Source organism: Acidovorax sp., assembly GCF_034519795.1.
In the GTDB taxonomy this organism is placed as follows: domain Bacteria; phylum Pseudomonadota; class Gammaproteobacteria; order Burkholderiales; family Burkholderiaceae_C; genus Acidovorax.
The window spans coordinates 305,305-330,258 of the sequence record NZ_JAXHOB010000012.1 but is presented as its reverse complement, the minus strand read 5'-3'; the positions used below and the strand labels follow the sequence as shown (position 1 = coordinate 330,258).

The window sequence follows — 24,954 nt, the reverse complement described above, 5'->3', positions numbered from 1 at the left end:
GTGGTGGCGCGTGCCGGATCAATCACCCTGGCGGTAGACCCAGCCTGCTGCGTGCAGCCACTCCTGCTGGTCCTGCACGTGCACGACCAGCTCGACCAGATCGCGGCCTTCGTGCAGGGGCACCTGTACCGCCATGCCGGCGCGGTCTGCCGACAGGGGGAGCAGCAACTGGCGGTCGTCCCAGAACAGGTAGCCACGCAGCTCGGGCAACTCCCTCAGGGTGGCAGTGGCCATGCTGCCGGCTGCCAGCAGGATCGATTCCGGCGCTTCGTTGGCCTGGATCCAGGTGCTGTCCAGGCGGTCGGCCCAGGCCGAGGGCAGCGGGGCACTTGCACGGGGCATCTGCTGCGCCATCGGCGTGGTGACCCAGTAGTGCCCGGCGCGGGCCGGCTCGCGCGACAGCAGGTAGCGCCGGCCGTCGGTCTGCTCCCAGCGGTAGTGCGTGCCGGGCTTGGCATCCGCCCACCACCAGCCATCGCTGCGCAGGCGCAGGCCCTCGCACAGCGGCTCCCAGTCCTTGAGCGCAGCGGACCACACCGAGAGGTCGATCTGCTGCCCGTCGGGCGAGGCCACCTTCAGCGGCCTGGAGGCACGCCCATAGATGCCGAGCACGGCATCGACGTCGGTGGTGGAGGAGGTGGCCACCGAAGGCGCAACGGCGCTCACCTTGGCAGGCAGGGCCTGCAGCTGGCCGGTCTCCTGCAAGGCCCGCAGCAAGATGCCTTCGGCGATGGGGCCGGGGCGAAAGCCCGGTGCGTTGCCCGTGAGCAGCAAGGCCATGCCGGCCTGGGGCAGCACGTAGAAGTCGCTCGCGCAGAACACCGTGCTGCCGCTCTTTTGCCAGGCCCGCACGCCGGCGGCGCCCAGGCCCGGCTGCTGCGTGCTGTCCCAGCCCAGGCCCCAGTGCCAGTCGGGGGTGAGGTCGATGCGCATGCCCTGGTTCTGGTCGCGGCCCATCTCCGCCACGCCGGCTTTCGAGACCACGCGCTGGCCATCCTGTTCTCCGCCCTGGATCAGCAGGGCGGCCAACCGCATCATGTCGCCGGGCGTGGTGCACAGCCCGCTCGTGGCGTAGCCCATCACGAACTCCTGGCCTTGCCGGGCCTGGCCGATGTAACCCGGCGCGAAGCTGCCTTCGGGCAGGGGCTGCAGCGTGAAGCCCGAGCGGCCCATGCTGAGCGGGGTGAGGATGGCGGACTGCACGAAGGCCGGGTAGCTCTGGCCCGTGACGGCCTGCACGATGCGCTCGACCAGGGTGAAGCCATCGTTGCAGTAGACCGCCATGGCCCCGGGGGCGTGCTTGAGGTGCATGTCGGCCAGCGCGGCCTCCACCCCGGCCGCATACCCCGCAAGCGGGGCGAACGCGAACATGTTGCGCAGGTAGGTGCCGGGCAGCCCCGAGGCGTGGCTCAGCAGGTGCCGCACGGTGATGTCGCGGTAGCCGGGCGAGAGCATGCTGAACTGCGGCAGGTAGCGCACCACCGGCGCATCGAGCTGCACCAGCTGGCGGTCCACGAGGATCATCACGGCCAGCGCTGCGAGCACCTTGCTGACCGAACCGACGTTGAACCGGGTTTCAGGCGTGGCGGGGGTGGCCGGGTTGGCCGGGTTGGCAGAGGTATCGCGCAGCACCCCGAAGGCCTCCTGCCAGACGATGCGGTCACCGTACATCATGGCAATCGAGGCGGCCCGTGTGTCGCTGGCCTGCATGGCCTGGCGGATCTGGCGGCGGCCCCAGGCCATGGTGGCATCCAGGGTGGGCGCGGGGGCGCCGCTGCCGCCGCAGCCGGGCAGCCAGGGCGCCAGGGCCGCGGTGCCGGTCCATGCCAGCCATGCGCGGCGCGATGGCGTGGGGAGGCGTTCGTCCAGGGAGGGCGTGGAGGCAGATGTCTGCGGAGGCATTCTGGGTAGGGGAGGGGGCGCGCGGCGGGACGACAGGGCCGGATGGTGATGGGGTGATTACATCCTGAAAATCGCCCGGTCCGGCGGACGTTTCACACAGAAATAGCGACCCGATGGGGCGGCCGCGTACCCCCTGGCCGCTCGCGCATGGCCGGTGTTGCACAAGGCCAACGCCCAGCCTCGGATAATGCGGGCTTCATGACCGACTCCACGCCTCCCATTTCCCAGCCCGCCAAGCCCGTCCCGCCCGCCAGGCCCCCTGCCAAGCTGCACATCGAGTTCCCCGAATCCCTGCCCGTATCGGGCAAGCGCGACGAGATCATGGCGGCCATCCGCCAGCACCAGGTCGTCATCGTCTGCGGCGAAACCGGCTCGGGCAAGACCACGCAGTTGCCCAAGATCGCGCTGGCACTGGGCCGGGGCAAGTGCAATGCGCCGGCAGGGCAGAAGGGCCAGTTGATCGGCCACACCCAGCCGCGCCGCATTGCGGCCAGCAGCGTGGCCAAGCGCATCGCCGAAGAGCTCAAGACGCCGCTGGGCGACGTGGTGGGCTTCAAGGTGCGCTTTCAGGACCGGCTTTCGCGCGACGCCTCGGTCAAGCTCATGACGGACGGTATTTTGCTGGCCGAGACGCAGACCGACCCGCTGCTCAAGGCCTACGACACCATCATCATCGACGAGGCGCACGAGCGCAGCCTGAACATCGACTTCCTCTTGGGCTACATCCGCCAGATCCTGCCGCGCCGGCCGGACCTGAAGGTGGTGGTGACCTCGGCCACCATCGATGCCGACCGGTTTGCCAAGCACTTCGAGTCGGCCAAGGGGCCGGCACCGATCATCTATGTATCGGGGCGCACCTTTCCGGTGGAGCAGCGCTGGCGGCCGTTCGAGGACACGCGCGACTATGGCCTGAACGAAGCCATCGCCGACGGCGTGGATGAACTCTGGCAGGGCAACGCCGCCGGCGATATCCTGATCTTTCTGCCCGGCGAGCGCGAGATCCGCGAGGCGGCCGACCACCTGCGCAAGCACCTGGCGCACCAGCCGGTGATGCGCAACGCCGAGGTGCTGCCGCTGTTCGCCCGCCTGTCGCAGGCCGAGCAGGACCGCATTTTCGACGGCCACACCGGCCGCCGCCTGGTGCTGGCCACCAACGTGGCCGAGACCTCGCTCACGGTGCCGGGCATCCGCTACGTGATCGATGCGGGCACGGCCCGCGTCAAGCGCTACAGCTTTCGCAGCAAGGTGGAGCAGTTGCTGGTCGAGCCCATCAGCCAGGCTGCGGCCAACCAGCGTGCCGGCCGTTGCGGCCGGGTGGCCAATGGCATCTGCATCCGCCTGTACGACGAGGCCGACTTCAACGGCCGCCCGCGCTTCACCGACCCGGAAATCCTGCGCAGCTCGCTCGCGGGTGTCATCCTGCGCATGAAGTCGCTGCACCTGGGTGACGTGGTGCAGTTCCCCTTCATCGAGGCGCCCTCGGGCCGTGCGATTGCCGACGGCTACCAGTTGCTGGGCGAGCTGGGCGCGGTGGACGAGGCCAATGAGCTCACGCCCATGGGCGTGGAGCTGTCGCGCCTGCCGCTCGACCCGCGCGTGGGCCGCATGATCCTGGAGGCACGCGACCGCAAGGCGCTGGACGAGGTGCTGGTGATCGCCAGCGCTCTGAGTGTTCAGGATGTGCGCGACCGCCCGCTGGAGGCCCAGCAGCAGGCCGACCAGGCGCATGCCAAGTTCGACGACGAGAAAAGCGAGTTCAGCGGCTACCTCAAGCTGTGGAAGTGGATCAACGAGGCCCGGGGCGGTGCGCCCACCTTGCCGTCGGCCCGCGCGCAAAAAGCCATGGCCAACCAGCGAGCACCTTCGCAGGCGTTTTTGCCTGTTGCGCAGCGCATGGTGGCCGCTGCAGCGCCAGCGCCCGCCGTGGCCAGTGCCGAGGCACATGCGCCCACGCACAAGCTGAGCAATCGCCAGTACGAGCAGTTGCTGCGCCAGAACTTCATCAGCATCCGCCGCCTGCGCGAGTGGCGCGACATCCACACCCAACTGCTCACCGTGGTGACCGAGCACAAGTGGGCCATCAACAGCCAGCCCGCAAGCTACGAGCAACTGCACCTGTCGATGCTGGCGGGCCTGCTGGGCAACATCGGCATGCGCAGCGAAGAGGAAGACTGGTACCTGGGCGCGCGCGGCATCAAGTTCTACAAGCACCCGGGGGCCCACCTGTCCAAGAAGCCCGGCCGCTGGATCGTGGCGGCCGAGCTGGTGGAGACCACGCGCCTGTTCGGGCGCGGCATCGCCGCCATCGAGCCGCAGTGGATCGAGCAGGTGGGCGGCCACCTGCTGCGCAAGCAGTTGCTCGACCCGCACTGGGAAAAGAAGTCGGCCGAGGTCACGGCGCTGGAGCGCGCCACGCTCTACGGCCTGGTGGTCTACAACGGCCGGCGCATCAACTTCGGCAAGATCGACCCGCATGCGGCACGCGAGATCTTCATCCGCGAGGCGCTGGTGGGCGGCAACTGGGAGAGCAAGCTGCCCTTCCTGGCCGCCAACCAGAAGCTCATCGCCAAGGTGGAGGAGCTGGAGCACAAGTCGCGCCGCCAGGACGTGCTGGTGGACGACGAGCTGATCTACGCCTTCTACGACCAGCAGCTGCCGCCCGACGTATGCAGCGGCCACGGCTTCGAGGCCTGGTACCGCGAAGCCTCGCGCCAGCAGCCCGAGCTGCTCAAGCTCACGCGCGAGGAGCTCATGCGCCATGAGGCGGCGGGCATCACCAGCAACGCCTTCCCGAAGACGGTGCGCCTGGGTGGCGTGGACTGCGCCGCCAGCTACCTGCACGAGCCGGGCGACGCGCGCGATGGCATCACGGTGACCATTCCGCTGTTCGTGCTCAACCAGGTGAACGACGAGCGCTGTGAATGGCTGGTGCCCGGCATGCTCAAGGACAAGATCCAGGCCCTGCTCAAGAGCCTGCACCAGCGCCCGCGCAGCCGCTTCGTGCCGCTGCTCGAGAACGCCACGCGCCTGGCCGGCCTGCTGGGCACGCCCGAGCGCTTCGGCCTGGGCAGCCTGACCGACGTGCTGCTCAAGCAGGTGCGCGACGAGACCTCGCTCGATGTGAAGCGCGCCGACTTCAAGCTCGACATGCTCAGCCCGCACCTGTTCATGAACTTCCGCGTGGTGGATGAGCACGGCCGCCAGCTCGGCCATGGCCGCAACCTGGGCGCCCTGAAGGCCGAATGGGGCGCCAAGGCGCGCGGTGCCTTCCAGGCGCTGGCAGGGCTCAAGCTGGCCGCAGGCGTGCCGCCGCCACCAGAAGTAGCGGCGCCTGCAGCCAAAAGCGGGTCTGCGGCGGCCCCAGCGCCCGCACAGCCAGCAGCCAAGCCCGCTGCACCCGCTGGCCAGCGCTACACCGCCTGGACCTTTGGTGAGCTGCCCGAGCTGATGGAGATCAAGAAGGCCGGGCAGACGCTGATCGGCTTTCCGGCCCTGATCGACGGCGGCGACGCGGTGACCATCGAGGTCTTCGACGAGCCCGAGGTGGCCGCTGCCAAGCACCGCGCCGGCCTGCGCCGCCTGTTCGCGCTGCAGATCAAGGACGCGCTCAAGTACCTCGAAAAGAACATCCCCGACCTGCAGAAGATGGCCGTGGCCTACATGCAGGTGGGCCGCAACGCCGACGGCACCGGCGGCGGCACGCAGGAGGAGCTGCGCAACCAGGTCATCGACGTGGCGCTGGACCGAGCCTTCCTGCTCGACCCGCTGCCGACCGACGAGTTCGCCTTCAAGCGCCGGCTGGAAGAGGGCAGGGGCCGCCTGACCCTGATCGCCAACGAGGTGGCGCGCCTGGCGGGCACCATCCTCATCGAGTTCGCCGTGGCTGCGCGCAAGATCAAGGACACCAAGAACGCGCCCGAAGCGACGCAGGATGCCCAGCAGCAACTGGCCCGGCTGATGCCCAAGAACTTCATCGCCATCGCACCCTGGACGCAGCTGGCCCACTACGCCCGCTACCTCAAGGCCATCACCCTGCGCCTGGACAAATACCGCGCCGACCCCGCGCGCGACGCTGCCAAGCTGGCCGAGTTGCGCCCGCAGGAGCAGCGCTACTGGCGCCTGGTGGCCGAGCGCAAGGGCCAGGTGGACAGTCGCATGCAGGAGCTGCGCTGGCTGCTGGAGGAACTGCGCGTGAGCTTCTTCGCGCAGGAGCTGCGCACGCCGCAGCCGGTGAGCGTGAAGCGGCTGGAGAAGCTGTGGGCGCAGGTGAATAGCTGAAGAAAGGGGACTTGCCGATCCGGTCTTTCGGATCGGCGTGTTTCCGATGGGCGGGGGAGCGCTATACTAAACATTCCATCCAGATGGTTTGTTTGTCCGCATGACCGAAGCCCACCGCCGCCAGAAACACCCCGAGCTCGTGCGCAGCCAGTTGCTGGCCGTGGTGCGCACGCTGCTGGTCGAGCAGGGGCCCCATGCTGTCACGCTGGATGCCGTGTCGGCCCGCGCCGGCGTGACCAAAGGTGGGCTGCAGCACCACTTTCGCAGCAAGCAGGCGCTGCTTGATGCGCTGAGTGACCAGTTGTTCGAGGAGTTTCAGCAGGGCTATGCCCTGGCACTGGCCCGGGAAGAGGAGGGCAGGCCGGGCCGGCATGCCCGGGCCTACATCCGCACGGCGTTCGACGAAGGCACCGATTGCAACCGGGTGGAGGCCCAGCGCGCCATCGGCCTGTTGGCGCTGACCTTGCCCCATTGCCGCGAACAGTGGAGCGCCGCCATGCAGGCCGCCCTGGCGGAGGATGGCGATGACCCTCGAACAGCCGACCGCCTGCTGGCCTGCCGCCTGGCGGCCGACGGCTACTGGTTCAGCCACATGCTCGATGTGTACCCGATGGACGAAGCGCGCAAGGCCCGCATCCTCAAAACCCTGCTCGATCTGTGCAACTGACCACCCTGTTCAAAAGCGAGTACCCATGAATCTCACCACCGCCTACCTGTTGCTCGGCATTGCCATCGTCTCCGAAGTGATCGGCACCTCGGCGCTCAAGGCCTCCGAGGGCTTCACCCGCCTGGGGCCCAGCGCCATCACGGTGGTCACCTATGGCCTGTCGTTCTACCTGCTGTCGCTCACGCTCAAGACCCTGCCCGTCGGCATTGCCTATGCGATCTGGTCGGGCGTGGGCATCGTGCTGATCTCGGCCGTGGGCTGGGTGGTCTACGGGCAGAAGCTCGACTTGCCGGCGGTGATCGGCCTGGGCCTGATCATTGCGGGCGTGCTCGTCGTGAACCTGTTTTCCAAGAGCGTGGGCCATTGATGCCTGCGCTCCCCCTCCCTGTTTTTTGGGTGATGCCATGACCGCCTCTTACGCCTGCTCTTCGACTGCCGCCACCGCACCGGCGGTTGCGCCCATCACAGGCCAGACCTTGTCGCGCTCGGATGTGCTGGCCCTGATGGAGCGTGGCCCCGGGCCACTGCACTTCGAGCAGTGCGATTTCGAGGGGGCGGATCTGTCGCGGCTGGAGCTGCATGGGGCGCAGTTCACCGAGTGCACGCTGGCCGAGGTGTCGTTCGAGAAATCGAACCTGGCCGACAGCCGCTGGCTGGGCTGTCGGGCCGGGCTGGCCAACTTCCACCTGGCGGACCTGAGCGATGCGCGCTGGTACCGCTGCGACCTGAACAACACCAGCTGGGTGCGCAGCAAGCTGGGCGCTGCGGTGTTTGCCGAGGTCAAGCTCACCGGCGCGAGCTTTCGCGAGGCGCACACGCTGGGCCTAGGTTTTCACGACTCGCTGCTGGTGGGCGCGGACCTGCGCGGCATGTCTTTTCGCAAGCAGACCATCGGGCAACTCGATATGAGTGACGCAGACCTGGGCGGCTGCGATTTTCGCGATGCCGTGTTCGAAGGCGGCAGCCTGCGCGATGCCAACCTCAAGAACGCCCGCTTCGACGGCGCCGATCTGCGTGCGGTGGACCTGGCCGGGCTGCGCATCGCCAACGTGGCGCAGTTCTTCAAGGGGGCCGTGATCTCGCAGGACCAGGCGGCGGCGCTGGTGAGCGAGCTGGGCGTGCGGGTGATGTGATACGGATTTGCCTTCGACCGTCTAGCGTCGTTGGTTCGCCTTGCCGTGCTACAGCACTGTCTGCGGCTTCCCGCTTGGCTATACGGTCAAATGCAAGTCCGTATGGGTCTCCGCGGCACAGGGTCAGCTCGGATCGCGTTGGATCTGGTCCGGCTCGGGCGAGAACAGATCCCACGTCGCCATGAACAGCGCCGCGATCACCGGGCCGATGACAAAGCCCGTGAGTCCGAACAGACCCAGCCCGCCCAGGGTGGAGATCAGCACCACGTAGTCCGGCATCTTGGTGTCCTTGCCAACCAGGATGGGGCGCAGGACGTTGTCCACCAGGCCGATGACGCCGATGCCGTAGGCGATCAGCACGACACCCTGCCACACGGCGCCGGTGGCCAGGAAGTAGATGGCCACGGGCAGCCAGATGAGGCCGGCGCCCACGGCGGGCAGCAGCGACAGAAAGGCCATGAGCACGCCCCAGAGCACGGGACCCTGGATGCCAAGGATCCAGAAGATCAGCCCGCCCAGGGCGCCCTGCGAGGCCGCGACCACGATGTTGCCCTTGACGGTGGCGCGGATCACCGTGGTGAACTTGGTGACCAACTGGCGCTTGTGCTCGGTCTCGAGCGGAATGGCGCGGCCGATGCGTGCGCCCAGCGCGGCGCCATCGCGCAGCAAGAAGAACAGCAGGTACAGCATGATGCCGAAGCCCACGAGGAATTCGAGCGTGTTCTGGCCGATGTTGACCGCCTGGGTGGCGATGAACTGGCTGGCCTGCACGGCCACGGACGACAGCCGCTCCTGGAGCTGCGCCACCGAGGTCAGGTTGAAGCGGTCGAGCAGGTTCACGGCCCACTGGGGCAGGGCGGCGATGACCTGCTGGAAGTACAGGCCGAAATTGAGCTGCCCCGTGCGCGTGCGCTCGTAGATGGCCGTGGCCTCCTGGACCAGCGAGATGGTGAGGAAGGCCACCGGCAGGATCACGATCACCAGGCACAGCCCCAGCGTGATCAGGGCTGCCAGGTTGGTGCGCGGGCGCAGGCGCCGCAGCACCTTGCGGTGCAGCGGGGCGAACAGGATGGCCAGCACCATGCCCCAGAACACCGCACCGTGGAACTGCCAGAGGATGGCGCCGAAAGCCACGGTGACCAGCACCAGTAGCAGCAGGAAAGTCTTGTCTTGGAGTGTGTTGGGGCTCATTGGAACCTGTTGAGAACGTATACCCGCCCTATCGCGTGTACCCGCAATGTACGCGAGGTGCTGCGGCGCCCGGCATTTCCATGGGGCCCGGATACATATGGCTCGTGCTTTTGGGCCTTGATGCAGATCAGTGGCACAATGCAGCCCGTACCAAGGCCCTTCCCCAGCCACAGTCGCATCCGCCAACCGGTTCAGCCGTGTCGCGGAAGGTTTCTCAACCAGCTAATGCTTCCCTCAGGGAAGCGGAGGTCAGCGGAATATGAGCGATACGACGTCCGTCTATCAAGCCTACCAAGGCAACACCTACCTCTTCGGCGGCAATGCGCCCTATGTCGAAGAGATGTACGAGAACTACCTCGCCAACCCCGGCAGCGTGCCTGACACCTGGCGCGAGTACTTCGACGCATTGCAGCATGTGCCTGCCGTCGATGGCTCCAATGCCAAGGACGTACCCCACCTTCCCGTCGTCAATGCCTTCGCCGAGCGCGCAAAGCAGGGCGGCACCAAGGTCGTCGTCGCCACCGGTGCGGATTCGGAACTGGGCCGCAAGCGCACCGCCGTACAGCAGCTGATCGCTGCCTACCGCAACGTGGGCCAGCGCTGGGCCGACCTCGATCCCCTGAAGCGCACCGAGCGCCCTGCGATCCCCGAACTCGAAGCCTCGTTCTACGGCTTCAGCGACGCGGACCAGGAAACCGTCTTCAACATCAGCAACACGTTCTTCGGCAAGGAATCCCTGCCGTTGCGCGAGCTGATCAATGCCCTGCGCGAAACCTACTGCGGCTCCATCGGTGCCGAGTACATGTACGCCACCGACCAGAACCAGAAGCGCTGGTGGCAGGAAAAGCTCGAAACCATCCGCAGCAAGCCCAGCTTCGGTGCCGAGAAGAAAAAGCAGATCCTCGACCGCCTGACGGCCGCCGAAGGCCTGGAGCGCTTCCTGCACACCAAGTACGTCGGCCAGAAGCGCTTCTCCCTCGAGGGGGGTGAAAGCTTCATCGCCGCCATGGATGAGCTGATCCAGTCCGCCGGCGCCAAGGGCGTGCAGGAAATCGTGATCGGCATGGCCCACCGCGGCCGCCTGAACGTGCTGGTCAACTCCCTGGGCAAGATGCCTGCGGACCTGTTCGCCGAGTTCGACCACACCGCGCCCGAAGACCTGCCATCGGGTGACGTCAAGTACCACCAGGGCTTCAGCTCCGATGTGACCACCCCCGGCGGCCCGGTCCACCTGTCGCTGGCGTTCAACCCCTCGCACCTGGAAATCGTGAACCCCGTGGTCGAAGGCTCGGTGCGCGCCCGCATGGACCGCCGCGCCGACCCGCTGGGCAAGCAGGTGCTGCCCGTGCTGGTGCACGGTGACGCGGCCTTTGCCGGCCAGGGCGTGAACCAGGAAACCCTGGCGCTGGCCCAGACCCGTGGCTACTCCACGGGCGGCACGGTGCACATCATCATCAACAACCAGATCGGCTTCACCACCTCCGATCCGCGCGACGCACGCTCGACGCTGTACTGCACCGACATCGTCAAGATGATCGAGTCGCCCGTGCTGCACGTGAACGGTGACGACCCCGAAGCCGTGGTGCTGGCCACCCAACTCGCCCTGGAATTCCGCATGGAGTTCCAGAAGGACGTGGTCGTGGACATCATCTGCTTTCGCAAGCTGGGCCACAACGAGCAGGACACGCCTGCACTGACCCAGCCGCTGATGTACAAGAAGATCGGCCAGCACCCCGGCACGCGCAAGCTGTATGCCGACAAGCTGGCCGCGCAAGGCCTGGGCGAGACCCTGGGCGACGACATGGTCAAGGCCTACCGCGCCGCCATGGATGCGGGCAAGCACACGGTCGACCCGGTGCTGACCAACTTCAAGAGCAAGTACGCGGTGGACTGGAGCCCGTTCCTGGGCAAGAAGTGGACCGACGCGGGCGACACCGCGATTCCGCTGGCCGAGTGGAAGCGCCTGTCCGAGAAGATCACCACCATCCCCGAAAGCGTGACCCCGCACCAACTGGTCAAGAAGGTGTACGACGACCGCGCCGCCATGGGCCGTGGCGACATCCCGGTGGACTGGGGCATGGGCGAGCACATGGCCTTCGCCTCGCTGGTGGCCAGCGGCTTCCCGGTGCGCCTGTCGGGTGAAGACTGCGGCCGCGGCACGTTCACGCACCGCCACTCGGTCATCCATGACCAGAAGCGCGAGAAGTGGGACATCGGCACCTATGTGCCGCTGCAGAACGTGAGCGAGAACCAGGCCCCGTTCGTCGTGATCGACTCCATCCTGTCCGAAGAGGCAGTGCTGGGCTTCGAATACGGCTACGCATCCAACGACCCCAACACCCTGGTGATCTGGGAAGCCCAGTTCGGCGACTTCGCCAACGGCGCGCAGGTCGTGATCGACCAGTTCATCGCCTCCGGCGAAGTCAAGTGGGGCCGTGTCAACGGCATCACGCTGATGCTGCCGCACGGCTACGAAGGCCAGGGCCCCGAGCACAGCTCGGCGCGCCTGGAGCGCTTCATGCAGCTGTCGGCCGATGCCAACATGCAGGTGGTGCAGCCCACGACGGCCAGCCAGATCTTCCACATCCTGCGCCGCCAGATGGTGCGTGATCTGCGCAAGCCGCTGATCATCATGACCCCCAAGTCGCTGCTGCGCAACAAGGACGCCACCTCGCCGCTGTCCGAGTTCACCAAGGGCAGCTTCCAGACGGTGATCCCGGAGCAGGATGAAGCCATCGTGAAGAAGGCCGCCAAGGTCAAGCGCGTGATCGCCTGCTCGGGCAAGGTCTACTACGACCTGGTCAAGAAGCGCACCGAGCGCGAAGACGACGATGTGGCCATCATCCGCGTCGAACAGCTCTACCCGTTCCCGCACAAGGCGTTCGCCAACGAACTCAAGCGCTTCCCGAACGCCACGGACGTGGTGTGGTGCCAGGACGAGCCACAGAACCAGGGCGCCTGGTTCTTCGTGCAGCACTACATCCACGAGAACATGCTCGACGGCCAGAAGCTGGGCTACTCCGGCCGCGCAGCGTCCGCATCGCCTGCCGTGGGCTACTCGCACCTGCACCAGGAACAGCAAAAGGCGCTGGTGGACGGCGCGTTTGGCAAGCTCAAGGGTTTTGTCCTGACCAAGTAAGGCCGGCAACCCCAACAACAGAACAGAACCCCATTCCGAAAGAATTGATATGGCTATCGTAGAAGTCAAAGTCCCCCAGCTGTCCGAGTCCGTGGCAGAAGCCACCATGCTCACCTGGAAGAAGAAGGCCGGTGAAGCGGTCGCAGTGGACGAAATCCTGATCGAGATCGAAACCGACAAGGTCGTGCTGGAAGTGCCCGCCCCCTCGGCCGGCGTGCTGGCTGAAATCATCCAGGGCGACGGCGCCACCGTGGTGGCCGAGCAGCTCATCGCCAAGATCGACACCGAAGGCAAGGCCGGCGCAGCCGCACCAGCCGCCGCCGCTGCCGCAGCACCCGCTGCTGCCACGGCATCGGCGCCTGCAGCCGCACCTGCGGCTGCCGGTGGTTCCAAGGGCGACGTGGCCATGCCTGCGGCTGCCAAGCTGCTGGCCGAGAACAACCTGTCCGCATCGGCTGTGGCCGGCACGGGCAAAGATGGCCGCGTGACCAAGGGCGACGTGCTCGGCGCGGTCTCTGGTGGTGCCGCCAAGGCCGCCGTGGCAGCCCCGAGCGCCATCCCCACGGGCGTGCCCACCAAGGCACTGCCCCAGGTGTCGGCCCCGGCCGCCAAGGAAGACCTGAGCGGTCGCCCCGAGCAGCGCGTGCCCATGAGCCGCCTGCGCGCCCGAGTGGCCGAGCGCCTGCTGCAGTCGCAATCGACCAACGCCATCCTGACCACGTTCAACGAAGTGAACATGGCCCCGGTGATGGACATGCGCAAGAAGTTCCAGGACGCGTTCACCAAGGAACACGGCGTGAAGATCGGCTTCATGAGCTTCTTCGTGAAGGCGGCCGTGCATGCCTTGAAGAAGTACCCCGTGCTCAACGCCTCGGTCGATGGCAACGACATCGTCTACCACGGCTACTTCGACATCGGTATCGCCGTGGGTTCGCCCCGTGGCCTGGTGGTGCCCATCCTGCGCAACGCCGACCAGATGAGCTTTGCCGACATCGAGAAGAAGATCGCCGAATACGGCCAGAAGGCCAAGGACGGCAAGCTGGGCATCGAAGAGATGACCGGCGGCACGTTCTCGATCAGCAACGGTGGCACCTTCGGCTCCATGCTGTCCACGCCCATCATCAACCCGCCGCAGTCGGCCATCCTGGGCGTGCACGCCACGAAGGACCGCGCCGTGGTGGAGAACGGCCAGATCGTGATCCGCCCGATGAACTACCTGGCCATGTCCTATGACCACCGCATCATCGACGGCCGCGAAGCCGTGCTGGGCCTGGTGGCCATGAAGGAAGCGCTGGAAGACCCATCGCGCCTGCTGTTCGACATCTGAAGAATGAGGCGACAACCCCCTGAGTCGCTTCGCGCCTTCCCCCTTCTCTCGAATTGCTGCGCAATTCGGGAAGGGGGACACCGCCAGCGCGGCGGGGCGGCCCTTGCGCGGCGGTCGCTGGCAGGGCCCAGCGCGTCTCGTAGGCTGATGGGGTTGGCGCATAGCGCCCTTCATATGCATCGTATTGACCCACATGTGCGACTGGCTTGTGCCAGGCCCGCCGGTGGGTCTTTTTTCCAATGAACAAGTGATTGAGATCGACATGAGCAAACAATTCGACGTGATCGTCATCGGTGGCGGCCCCGGCGGCTACATCGCCGCCATCCGTGCCGCCCAGCTGGGCTTCAACGTGGCCTGCATCGACGAGTGGAAGAACGACAAGGGCGGCCCCGCACCCGGCGGCACCTGCACCAACGTGGGCTGCATCCCCTCCAAGGCGCTGCTGCAATCGTCCGAGCATTTCGAGCACGCCAACAAGCACTTTGCCGAGCACGGCATCACGGCCACCGGCGTCAAGATGGACGTGGCCAAGATGATCGCCCGCAAGGACACCGTCGTGAAGCAGAACAACGACGGCATCCTGTACCTGTTCAAGAAGAACAAGGTCAGCTTCTTCCACGGCCGCGGCTCGTTCGTGAAGGCCGCCGAAGGTGGCTACGAGATCAAGGTGGCTGGCGCCGCCGAAGAGTCGATCACGGGCAAGCAGATCATCATCGCCACGGGCTCCAACGCCCGTGCGCTGCCCGGCACGCCCTTCGACGAAGAATTCGTGCTGTCCAACGACGGCGCGCTGCGCGTGGGCGCCGTGCCCAAGAAGCTGGGCCTCATCGGCTCGGGCGTGATCGGCCTGGAAATGGGCTCGGTGTGGCGCCGCCTGGGTGCCGAAGTCACCATCCTCGAAGGCCTGCCCACCTTCCTGGGCGCGGTGGACGAGCAGATCGCCAAGGAAGCCAAGAAGGCCTTCGATAAGCAGGGCCTGAAGATCGAACTGGGCGTGAAGGTCGGCGAGATCAAGACCGGCAAGAAGGGCGTGAGCATCGCCTACACCAACGCCAAGGGCGAAGCCCAGGCGCTGGAAGTGGACAAGCTCATCGTCTCCATCGGCCGCGTGCCCAACACCATCGGCCTGAACACCGAAGCCGTGGGCCTGGCCCTGGACGAGCGCGGCGCCATCGTGGTCGATGCCGACTGCAAGACCAACCTGCCCGGCGTGTGGGCGGTGGGTGACGTGGTGCGCGGCCCGATGCTGGCGCACAAGGCCGAGGAAGAAGGCGTTGCCGTGGCCGAGCGCATTGCCGGCCAGCATGGCCACGTCAACTTCAACACCGTGCCCTGGGTCATCTACACCAGCCCCGAAATCGCCTGGGTGGGCCGCACCGAGCAGCAGCTCAAGGCCGACGGCGTCAAGTACAAGGCCGGTACCTTCCCGTTCCTGGCCAACGGCCGCGCGCGCGCGCTGGGCGACACCACCGGCATGGTCAAGATGCTGGCCGATGCCGACACCGATGAAATCCTGGGCGTGCACATCGTGGGCCCACAGGCCAGCGAGCTGATCTCCGAGGCCGTCGTCGCCATGGAGTTCAAGGCCAGCAGCGAAGACATCGCGCGCATCTGCCACGCCCACCCCAGCCTGAGCGAAGCCACCAAGGAAGCGGCCCTGGCCGTGGACAAGCGCACGCTGAACTTCTGATCTCCTCCCACGGGAGATAGATGGCGCCGTCGCCCTGTGAGGGGCGGCGGCGCTTTATGCCTTATTCATTCCTAGCACCAGGCGAGCGCACCGTGACTGTCAAACAGACCTACCTGGCCGAACTCGAGGCCAAGGGATTCCAGAGCGACCCTGCACAGCTGCGCGCCGTGGATGCCCTGCAGCGCTGCGCCGACGAGTGGGCCACCTACAAGGAGCGCCGCTCCAACGCGTTCAAGAAGCTCATCAACCGCCCGGACATCCCGCGCGGCGTCTACATGTATGGCGGGGTGGGGCGCGGCAAGAGCTTTCTGATGGAATGCTTCTTCGACGCCGTGCCCTTGAAGCGCAAGGTGCGCCTGCATTTTCACGAGTTCATGCGCGAGGTGCACCGCGAGCTGGCGGGCCTGCAGGGCACGCAGAACCCGCTCGATGTGCTGGGCGAGCGCATTTCCAAGCGCTACAAGCTGATCTGCTTCGACGAATTCCACGTGGCCGACATCACTGACGCGATGATCCTGCACCGCCTGCTGGCGTCGCTGTTCGAGAACGGCGTGGGCTTCGTCACCACTTCCAACTTCAAGCCCGACGACCTGTACCCGGGCGGCCTGCACCGCGACCGCATCCTACCCGCCATCGCGCTGCTCAACGAGCGCCTGGAGGTGGTGAACGTGGACAACGGCACCGACTACCGGCGCCGCACCATGGAGCAGGTCAAGCTCTACCACACGCCCCTGGGGCCGGACGCCGACGCGCAGATGAACGAGGCCTTCAACCAGCTGGCCGAGGTGCACGACGAAGACCCGGTGCTGCACATCGAGGCGCGCGAGATCCGCGCCAAGCGCAAGGCCGGCGGGGTGGTATGGTTCGATTTCCGTGAACTCTGCGGTGGGCCGCGTTCGCAGAACGACTACCTGGAAATCGCCACGCAGTTCCACACCGTGCTGTTGTCCGACGTGCCCTACCTGCCGGTGGCCATGGCCTCGCCGGCGCGGCGCTTCACCTGGCTGGTGGACGTGCTGTACGACCGGCGCGTGAAGCTCATCATGTCGGCGGCCGTGGCGCCGGAAGCGTTGTACACGGAAGGTCCCCTGGCACACGAGTTCCCGCGCACGGTGTCGCGCCTGAACGAGATGCAGTCCAAGGAGTTTCTGGCGCTCGAGCGCCGCATGGTGGATACAGGCTTGACATGAAGACCAGGACAATGCGGCAGTTCCTCATTCTCCCTGCACTGTGCCTGCTGGCGCAGATGGGCATGGCCTCGCATGCCCTGGCCCAGGCCGCAGCCGAGCCCGAGTCGGCCGAGCGCAAGGCAGCCCATGCCCACCGGGCCGCCGAACGCGCGCACATCGCGGACGAGCGCAAGGCCGTGGCCGCCCGGCGCCTGGCGGCCGAGACCGAGTGCTACAAGCTCTTTGCGGTGGAGGACTGCCTGCGTGTGGAACGCAACCGGGCGCGCGAGGCCGAAGCCGGCCTGCGCTCGCGCGAGATGCAGATCAACGATGCCGAGCGCAAGGAGAAAGCCGCCGAGCGGCGGCGCAGCATCGCGCAAAAGCAGGCTGCCCAGCCCGGCCCGCCGAGTGAAGCTCCTGAAGTGGGGATTGGCGTGCGTGGCCAGCCGCATGTGCAGACCCCGCGCATGCCGCGCACACCCAAGACCCCCGTGGTGCCCACCCCGCGCGCGCAGAACATCGAGCAGCGCGAGGCCGAGCAGGCCCAGCGCGCCGCTGATGCCGCCCAGCGCGCGGGCCGCGCACGTGAGCGCCATGCCGAGGAATTGAAGGCCGCCGAGGCGCGCCGCGCCCGCGTGGCCCGCGAGCAGGCCGCTGCAGCGGCATCGGGGCGCAAGCCGGCTGCACCGCTGCCCGCGCCTGCGCACTGAAGCGCAGGGCAGGGTGGGCGGGCTCAGCCTCTCAGACCTTGCTGGTGGCGCCTGCGGGAACGCTGGCTGTGGACGGATGGATCCCCATGCCCATGCCCTGCACGGTCTTCTTCTCTTCGACCAGGGCCTCGATCTTCACGATGACCAGCGACAGGTTGTCGCCGCCCCCACGGGCCCGCGTGCGGGCTTTTTCGATCAGGAACTCCGTGGCCTCGCGCGGCGAGAGCGATTCGACCACCGAGGCCAGCTCGGTGGGCGAGAAGTAGTGCCACACGCCATCGCTGCAGGCCATGAGCGTGTCGCCCGGGTGCAACTGGGCAATCATGTGGGTGGTGATGGGCGGGTCGCTCTCGGTGCCCAGGCAGCCCACCAGGATGTTCGAGTGCGGGTGGTTGTTGGCCTCGGCCTCGGTCAGCTCGCCCCGGTCCACCAGGGCCTGCACGTAGGAGTGGTCGCTGGTGCGGTGCGCCAGGCGCCCGCCCTGGAAGTGGTAGATGCGCGAGTCGCCGGCATGCACCCAGTGGCAGTCGCCGCGCGGGTTGATCAGGAAGGCGGCGATGGTGCTGTGCGGCTCCTGCTCGGCCGAGATGGCCGTGAGGCGGATGACGATGTGCGCCTCTTCGACCATGCTCTTGAGCATGGCAGCCGGATCGTCGGTCTCGGGCGAATAGCGCTCGAACAGCTGGCGGGCGGTCATCATGACCTGGTCGGACGCCTTGCGGCCACCGCTGCGTCCCCCCATGCCGTCGGCCACGACCCCCAGGACGCAGCCGTTGTGCCGTTCGTGCGAGATCAGGGCCACCTGGTCTTGCTGGTACTCGCGGTCACCCTTGTGGATGCCGGTGGAGGCGATAAGGCGGAACGCTTTGGTGGTCATGCTGGTGATTGTGGGTGTGCCAACGGGCCTGTCAGTCGTTTGGGTGCTCTGGAACGCGTATTATCCGCCCGCCTGTGGCATTTTTGCCATGACTGCCGCGCACCCCCTTTTGAAATCCACCCACCCTTTGCCCCTGCGGCAGCCGCTCGCGCTGCGCATGGAGCGCTTGCTACAAACCCGGGAGCCTGCCTGATGCCGTTGGCCGAGATGGTGCAGGAGGTGTTCGCGCCCGAAGGACTGCTGGCGCGGGCCGATGCACAGTTCCGCCCGCGCGAGGGCCAGACCCGCATGGCGGCCGCCGTGGCCCGCACCATGCAAGAGGGTGGCATGCTGGTGGTGGAAGCGGGTACGGGTGTGGGCAAGACCTTCTCCTATCTGGTTCCCGCCCTGCTCAGCGGCGAGCGCGTGCTGCTCTCCACCGCCACCAAGGCGCTGCAGGACCAACTGTTCGCGCGCGACCTGCCGCTGCTGGCGGGTGTTCTGGGCGTGTCGGTGCGCGCCGCCCTGCTCAAGGGCCGGGCCAGCTACCTGTGCCTGCACCGCATGGTGCAGGCAAGGCAGGACATCGCGGTAACAGATCGTAATGTGGTGCGCGTGCTGGCCAAGGTGGAAGACTGGTCGCGCAGCACGCGCAGCGGCGACCTGGCAGAGCTCACTGGCCTGGACGAGCGCTCGCCCGTCATTCCGCTGGTGACCTCCACGCGCGAGAGCTGCCTGGGCGCAAACTGCCCGCGCGCACGCGAATGCCATGTGAACATCGCCCGCCGCGAGGCCCTGGCGGCCGACATCGTGGTGATCAACCACCACCTCTTTTTCGCCGACATGGCCGTGCGCGAATCCGGCGTGGCCGAGCTGCTGCCCACGGTACGCGTGGTGGTGTTCGATGAAGCCCACCAGATCAGCGAAACCGGCGTGCAGTTCCTGGGCCTGCAGCTGTCCTCGGGCCAGTTGCTCGACTTTGCGCGCGACCTGCTGGCCGCAGGCCTGCACCATGCACGCGGCCTGGCCGACTGGCTGGCCCTGGCCAGCCGGGTGGAGCAGGCCGTGGGCGACCTGCGCATGGCCGGCGGCAGCGCCAGCGCCCAGGGCAAGCGCGGCTGGACGGGGCCCGCACCCGAGGGCGCGCAAGGCGAGGCATGGGAGGCCGCGCTGCGCAGGCTGTCGACGGCCTGCGCCCAGGCCCAGGAGGCGCTCGACCAGCTCAGCGAGACCGCCCCCGACCTGGAGCGCCTGTACGAACGCAGCACCGAGTTGCTGGCCCGGCTGGCGCGGTTCGCCGGGCCCTGTGGCCAGGATGCGGTGCGCTGGATCGATCTGGGGAGCACCCAGGTGCGGCTGGTGGAGTCGCCGCTCGATATCTCGCATGCCATGCGCACCCGCCTGCTGACCCAGCCCACCCACAGCGCGCGTGACGATGAGTGGCCCGACCCCGAGGGCGAGCGCCAGCGCGCCTGGATCTTCACCTCGGCCACGCTGGGCGCCGACGAGGGGCTGACCTGGTTCGTCGAGCGCTGCGGGCTGCAGGGGGCCGAGATATTGCGCGTGGACAGCCCGTTCGACTACGCTACGCAGGCCGCGCTGTACGTGCCGCGCCACCTGCCCAAGCCGGCGGACCCGGCCCACAGCGCCGCCATTGCGCGCCTGGCCGGCGATGCCGCCGCGCGCATCGGTGGGCGCACCCTGGTTCTGACCACCACGCTCAAGGCCCTGGCCACGATCGGTGATGCCTTGCACCGCCGCTTTGGCGACGGGCAGTCGCTGTCGGTGCTGGTGCAGGGCGAATGGCCCAAGCGCCGCCTGATGGAGCGCTTTCGCGAGGGCAGCGGGCACGGTGCGCCGGGCTGCATCCTGGTGGCCTCGGCCACGTTCTGGGAGGGGTTCGATGTGCCCGGCGATGCGCTGCAGCTGGTCATCATCGACAAGCTGCCGTTTCCGCCGCCGGGCGACCCGCTGGTCGAGGCACGCAGCCAGCGCATCGAGGAGGCAGGGGGCAGTTCGTTCCAGCAATATGCCGTGCCCGAGGCGGCGGTGGCGCTCAAGCAGGGGGCGGGCCGGCTGATACGGCGCGAGTCGGACCGGGGGGTGCTGGTGGTCGGCGACACGCGCCTGGCCACCATGGGCTATGGCAAACGGCTGCTGCGGTCCTTGCCGCCCATGCGGCGCCTGGAAACCCCGGAGGATTTCGACGCCGCGCTGGATGATCTGATGGGCGCCCGTTCAGACGCGGACTGAACCGTTCAGAGGCTTACCAGAACTTCCACCAGGGATCCGACTTGCCCTTGAAGCCGGTGCGCACGTACTCGCTTTGCGGGTACGAGGCATCCATGACACGGCGGGTGTCGTCGCGCAGCTGGTCCATGCCCAGGGCGTCGTAGGACTGCATCAGGATGTAGAGCGCTTCTTCCACCGCAGGCACGCCCTGGTAGTCGGCCACGGCCACCTGGGCGCGGCTGATGGCGGCCACGTAGGCGCCACGCTGGTAGTAGTAGCGTGCCACGTGCACTTCGTACTGGGCCAGCGAGTTGACGATGTAGGTCATGCGCTGGCGCGCGTCCTGGGCATAGCGCGAATCGGGAAAGCGCGTGGCCAGTTCGCTGAAGGACTCGAACGAATCCTTGGCGGCCTTCTGGTCGCGCTCGGACAGGTCTTGGCGCGACAGCCACGAGAACAGGCCCAGGTTGTCGTTGAAGTTGACCAGGCCCTTGAGATACAGCGCATAGTCGAGCGCGGGGCTGGCGGGGTGCAGCTTCATGAAGCGGTCGAGCGTGGCCACGGCCTGCGCCTTTTCACCCGCCTTGTAGTGGGCATACGCCTTGTCCAGCTGGGCCTGCTGGGCCAGCGGCGTACCGGCGGCACGGCCTTCGAGCTTTTCGAACAGCGGCACGGCCTTGTCGTAGCCGCCCGAGTTCATTTCGTCCTTGGCTTCGGAGTAGATGCGGTTCGGGCTCCAGTTGGCGGTCTTGTCTTCCGTGGTGGTCGAGCACCCGGCAAGAACGCCTGCAGCCAGCAGGGCGGAGATAAACGGCAGTGGGGCACGAAGCATCGCAAGCAGCTTTCAGGCAAAAAAAGGAAACGGGATGTTCCAGGACGGGTGGCTGGCGGTGGCGCCAGCGGGGGGCATGTCTCCACGCGGAAGCCTGCCCGGGACCCGACGGCGCATTGTACCGGCGGCATGCACCACTGGAATCTCCCTGTCGCAAACGTTTCGGTTACGAGGTGCAGTGGGCTTTCTACAATGGAGCCCATGTTTGTCCACCTGCGCCTGCACACCGAATATTCCGTCGTCGACGGCACCAACCGCATCGACGAGGTGGCCAAGGCCGCCGCCGTCGATGGCCAGCCCGCCCTGGCCATCACCGATCTCAACAACCTCTTCGGCGCCATCAAGTTCTACAAGGAAGCCCGGGGCAAGGGCGTCAAGCCCCTGCTGGGCGCCGAGATCTTCCTGGAGGGGGAGGGCACGGCCCCGCCATCGCGCATGATCGTGCTGGTGCAGAACCGCCAGGGCTACCTGAGCCTGTCGGAACTGCTGGCCCGCGCCTGGACGCGCAACATCGTCAAGAACCTCGCCGTCTGCACCTGGGAATGGCTGCAGGAGCTGTCCGAGGGCCTGATCGTGCTCTCGGGCGCCCAGGCCGGCCCCGTGGGGCAGGCCCTGCTCAAGGGCGATGACGCGGGCGCGGCCGACCTGGCGCTGCGCCTGGCGGGCCTTTTTCCGCACCGTTTCTACATCGAGCTGCAGCGCGCCGGCCGGCCCGATGACGAGGCCCATGTGGTGGCCGCCGCCCAGCTCGCCGCGCGCCTGCACCTGCCGGTGGTGGCCACCCACCCGGTACAGTTCGCCGACGCCGAGGGCTACGAGGCCCACGAGGCGCGCGTGTGCATTGCCGAGGGCGAGATCCTGGCCAACCCGCGCCGGGTGCGCCGCTTCACGCGCGAGCAGTATTTCAAGTCGTCGGCCCAGATGGAGGCACTGTTCGCCGACATCCCCTCGGCCATCGCCAACACCGTGGAGATCGCCCAGCGCTGCAACCTGACGCTGGTGCTGGGCAAACCGCAGTTGCCGGACTTTCCCACGCCCAACGGCATGCCGATCGACGAGTATTTCCGCTTCGCGTCCTTCGAAGGGCTGGAAGCGCGCCTGAAGCTGCTGTTCCCCAAGGAGGCCGACCGCGATGCGCAGCGCCAGCGCTACGTCGACCGCCTCGAGTTCGAGATCGGCACCATCCTCAAGATGGGCTTTCCCGGCTACTTCCTGATCGTGGGCGACTTCATCCAGTGGGCCAAGGAAAACGGCTGCCCCGTGGGCCCGGGCCGGGGGTCGGGCGCCGGCTCGCTGGTGGCCTACGCGCTCAAGATCACCGACCTGGACCCGCTTGAATACAACCTGCTGTTCGAGCGTTTCCTGAACCCCGAGCGGGTGTCCATGCCCGACTTCGACATCGACTTCTGCCAGTCCAACCGCGACCGGGTGATCGACTACGTCAAGGACAAGTACGGCAAGAACGCCGTGAGCCAGATCGCGACCTTCGGAACGCTGGCGGCCAAGGCTGCCATCCGCGACGTGGGCCGCGTGATGGACATGAGCTACACCTTCTGCGATGGCATCTCCAAGCTCGTGCCGGGCAAGCCCGGCATGTCCTACACGCTGCAGTACCCGCCTGCCGTCAAGAAGGAGGGCGACAAGAACAACTACGCGCTGGAGCTCGAGCCCATGCTCGCCGAGCGCGTGGCCAAGGAAGAGGACGTCCGGACCGTCATCGAGATGGCGCAAAAGCTCGAAGGCATGACGCGCAACATCGGCATGCACGCCGGGGGCGTGCTGATCGCGCCGGGCAAGCTCACCGACTTCTGCCCGCTGTACCAGCAGCCCGGCAGCGAATCGGCGGTGAGCCAGTACGACAAGGACGACGTGGAGGCCATCGGTCTCGTGAAGTTCGACTTTCTGGGCCTGGCCACGCTGACCATCCTGGAGATCGCGCGCGAGTTCATCATGAAGCGCCACAAGGGCCAGGAGAACTTCACCTTCGAGGGCATTCCGCTCGACGACGGGCCCACCTACAAACTGTTCTCGGACGGCAAGACCGAGGCCGTGTTCCAGTTTGAAAGCCGCGGCATGCAGGGCATGCTGCGCGAGGCGCGCCCGAGCCGCCTGGAAGACCTGATCGCGCTGAACGCGCTGTACCGCCCCGGTCCCATGGACCTGATCCCCAGCTTCGTGAACCGCAAGCACGGCAAGGAGGTCGTGGAGTACCCGCACCCGCTGGTGGAGAAGGTGCTGGCCGAGACCTACGGGATCATGGTCTACCAGGAGCAGGTGATGCAGACCGCCCAGGTGCTGGGCGGCTACAGCCTGGGCGGCGCCGACATGCTGCGCCGGGCCATGGGCAAGAAAAAGGCCGAGGAGATGGCCGAGCACCGCCTGATCTTCCGCGCCGGCGCTGCCAAGCAGGACATCAGCGAGGCCAAGGCCGACGAGGTGTTCGACCTGATGGAGAAGTTCGCGGGCTACGGCTTCAACAAGTCGCACGCGGCCGCCTACTCGCTGCTGGCCTACCACACCGGCTGGCTCAAGGTGCACTACACGGCCGAGTTCTTCTGCGCCAACATGACGGTGGAAATGGACGACACCGACAAGCTCAAGGTGCTGTTCGAGGACGCGCGCAAGAACTTCGGCATCACCTTCGAGCTGCCTGACGTGAACCGCGGCATGTACCGCTTCGAGCCGGTGACGGACAAGGTCATCCGCTACGGCCTGGGCGCCGTCAAGGGCGGGGGGCAGGCCGCCATCGAGGCCATCGTGGCGGCCCGCGAAGGCCGCGGCGAGGGCCCCAACGGCGCCACCAAGGGCCCGTTCAAGAGCCTGTTCGACTTTTGCCTGCGCGTGGACCGCGCGCGCATGAACAAGCGCACGGTGGAGGCCCTCATCAAGGCCGGCGCCTTCGACTCGCTCAACCTCAACCGGGCCTCGCTGGTGGCCTCCATCGACCGGGCCTTCGACTTCGCGGCGGCCTCGCTGGCCAACGTGAACCAGGGCGGCCTGTTCGACATGATGGGCGACGACGCGCATGGATCGAGCACGCAGGAGCCCGAGCTGGTGGACGTGACCCCCTGGGGCATCAAGGAGCGCCTGACGCTGGAAAAGACGGCCGTGGGCTTCTACCTCTCGGGCCACCTGTTCGACGAGGTGGCCACCGAGGTGCGCCGCTTCGTGCGCACGCAGATCGACGAGCTGCTGGACAGCCGCGAGCCGCAGATCCTGGCCGGCATCATCAGTGATTTCCGGGTCATCAACGGCCAGCGCGGCAAGCTCGCGCTGTTCAAGCTGGACGACAAGTCGGCCGTGATCGAGGCCTCGGCCGACGAGGCGCTGATCAACACCTACAAGAACCAGCTCAAGGAGGACGAGTTCGTGGTGATGATGGGCCGCCTGCAGCTGGACCATTTCAGCGGCGGCCTGCGCGTGAAGGTGCAGCAGGTCTGGGACCTGGCGGGCGCGCGTGCGCGCTTCGGCAAGTACCTGCACGTGATGGTCAGCGACAAGGCGCCCGAGGTGCAAAGGCTGCTGCGCGAGTTTCCACCGCGCCGCGAGGAGGCGCCCGAGGGCGACTTGCTGCACGGCCTGCGGGTGCGCATGGGGCTGCGCTGCACGGGCACCGCCCAGGGGGCGGCCGGCAGCACCACGGCCGTCGCCGAGATCCAGCTGTCCGACAGCAGCCGCTTTTATCCCAGCGATGCCGCGCTGGCCGCCTGGAGCGCCCAGGTCGGAGCAGGCTCCGCAACGGTTGTCTATGACTAGAAAAGCTGCTGTTCCATATTCATCCCAAGGGTGTTTTTCCAGGCCGGATATGGCCTGGCAAGAATATTGCTG

General features: G+C 67.0%; 15 protein-coding genes. 11 read left to right on the top strand and 4 right to left on the bottom strand.

Translation table 11 applies throughout. From position 1 onward, the window contains the following. Positions 1–18: 18 nt before the first annotated feature. On the bottom strand, positions 19–1,902 hold the full coding sequence (locus U5N23_RS15010) for a serine hydrolase domain-containing protein (RefSeq protein ID WP_322593587.1): 1,884 nt from the start codon (positions 1,900–1,902) through the stop codon (positions 19–21). Between the two features lie 147 nt (positions 1,903–2,049). On the opposite strand from U5N23_RS15010, the gene hrpA reads away from it, so the two are divergent. From hrpA to U5N23_RS14990, 4 genes are all read left to right on the top strand, one after another. Beyond that, positions 2,050–6,180, top strand: coding sequence for an ATP-dependent RNA helicase HrpA (gene hrpA / locus U5N23_RS15005; protein WP_416208612.1), 4,131 nt, complete (start codon positions 2,050–2,052; stop codon positions 6,178–6,180). A gap of 100 nt (positions 6,181–6,280) precedes the next feature. Then, positions 6,281–6,847: a TetR/AcrR family transcriptional regulator gene (locus tag U5N23_RS15000; protein WP_322593585.1), complete on the top strand. Its 567-nt coding sequence runs from the start codon at positions 6,281–6,283 to the stop codon at positions 6,845–6,847. A gap of 25 nt (positions 6,848–6,872) precedes the next feature. Then, complete coding sequence (locus tag U5N23_RS14995; RefSeq protein ID WP_322593584.1) at positions 6,873–7,214, top strand: SMR family transporter; 342 nt, start codon at positions 6,873–6,875, stop codon at positions 7,212–7,214. Between the two features lie 37 nt (positions 7,215–7,251). Further along, complete coding sequence (locus U5N23_RS14990) at positions 7,252–7,980, top strand: pentapeptide repeat-containing protein (protein ID WP_322593583.1); 729 nt, start codon at positions 7,252–7,254, stop codon at positions 7,978–7,980. A gap of 123 nt (positions 7,981–8,103) precedes the next feature. Here U5N23_RS14990 and U5N23_RS14985 read toward each other — a convergent pair whose 3' ends face one another. Further along, positions 8,104–9,171, bottom strand: a complete 1,068-nt coding sequence (locus tag U5N23_RS14985) for an AI-2E family transporter (RefSeq protein WP_322593582.1) — start codon at positions 9,169–9,171, stop codon at positions 8,104–8,106. Between the two features lie 259 nt (positions 9,172–9,430). Between U5N23_RS14985 and U5N23_RS14980 the strand changes: the two genes are divergently transcribed. From U5N23_RS14980 to U5N23_RS14960, 5 genes are all read left to right on the top strand, one after another. Then, a complete protein-coding gene (locus U5N23_RS14980) occupies positions 9,431–12,310 on the top strand; it encodes a 2-oxoglutarate dehydrogenase E1 component (protein WP_322593581.1) in 2,880 nt (959 codons plus the stop codon). Between the two features lie 49 nt (positions 12,311–12,359). Then, the gene (gene odhB / locus U5N23_RS14975; protein WP_322593580.1) at positions 12,360–13,637 is read left to right on the top strand and encodes a 2-oxoglutarate dehydrogenase complex dihydrolipoyllysine-residue succinyltransferase; all 1,278 of its coding nucleotides are present in this window, start codon (positions 12,360–12,362) and stop codon (positions 13,635–13,637) included. A 262-nt stretch (positions 13,638–13,899) separates the two neighbouring features. After that, the gene (lpdA, locus tag U5N23_RS14970; RefSeq protein ID WP_322593579.1) at positions 13,900–15,327 is read left to right on the top strand and encodes a dihydrolipoyl dehydrogenase; all 1,428 of its coding nucleotides are present in this window, start codon (positions 13,900–13,902) and stop codon (positions 15,325–15,327) included. Between the two features lie 92 nt (positions 15,328–15,419). Then, positions 15,420–16,517 carry a cell division protein ZapE gene (gene zapE / locus U5N23_RS14965; protein ID WP_322593578.1) on the top strand — a complete coding sequence of 366 codons (1,098 nt, stop codon included), beginning with the start codon at positions 15,420–15,422 and terminating at the stop codon, positions 16,515–16,517. Continuing rightward, a complete protein-coding gene (locus tag U5N23_RS14960; RefSeq protein WP_322593577.1) occupies positions 16,514–17,206 on the top strand; it encodes a hypothetical protein in 693 nt (230 codons plus the stop codon). Before zapE ends, U5N23_RS14960 begins: the two co-directional genes overlap by 4 nt. A 31-nt stretch (positions 17,207–17,237) precedes the next feature. Here the strand turns inward: U5N23_RS14960 and U5N23_RS14955 are convergent, their stop codons facing one another. Then, entirely contained in the window at positions 17,238–18,083 is an 846-nt protein-coding gene (locus U5N23_RS14955) for a PP2C family protein-serine/threonine phosphatase (RefSeq protein ID WP_322593576.1), read from the bottom strand. 192 nt (positions 18,084–18,275) lie between these two features. Here U5N23_RS14955 and U5N23_RS14950 point away from each other — a divergent pair, with 192 nt between their 5' ends. Next, positions 18,276–20,315: an ATP-dependent DNA helicase gene (locus U5N23_RS14950; RefSeq protein WP_322593575.1), complete on the top strand. Its 2,040-nt coding sequence runs from the start codon at positions 18,276–18,278 to the stop codon at positions 20,313–20,315. A gap of 13 nt (positions 20,316–20,328) precedes the next feature. Here U5N23_RS14950 and U5N23_RS14945 read toward each other — a convergent pair whose 3' ends face one another. Then, a complete protein-coding gene (locus U5N23_RS14945; RefSeq protein WP_322593574.1) occupies positions 20,329–21,126 on the bottom strand; it encodes an outer membrane protein assembly factor BamD in 798 nt (265 codons plus the stop codon). Positions 21,127–21,327: 201 nt separating this feature from the next. Between U5N23_RS14945 and dnaE the strand changes: the two genes are divergently transcribed. Further along, positions 21,328–24,882 carry a DNA polymerase III subunit alpha gene (gene dnaE, locus U5N23_RS14940; protein ID WP_322593573.1) on the top strand — a complete coding sequence of 1,185 codons (3,555 nt, stop codon included), beginning with the start codon at positions 21,328–21,330 and terminating at the stop codon, positions 24,880–24,882. Positions 24,883–24,954: the final 72 nt, after the last annotated feature.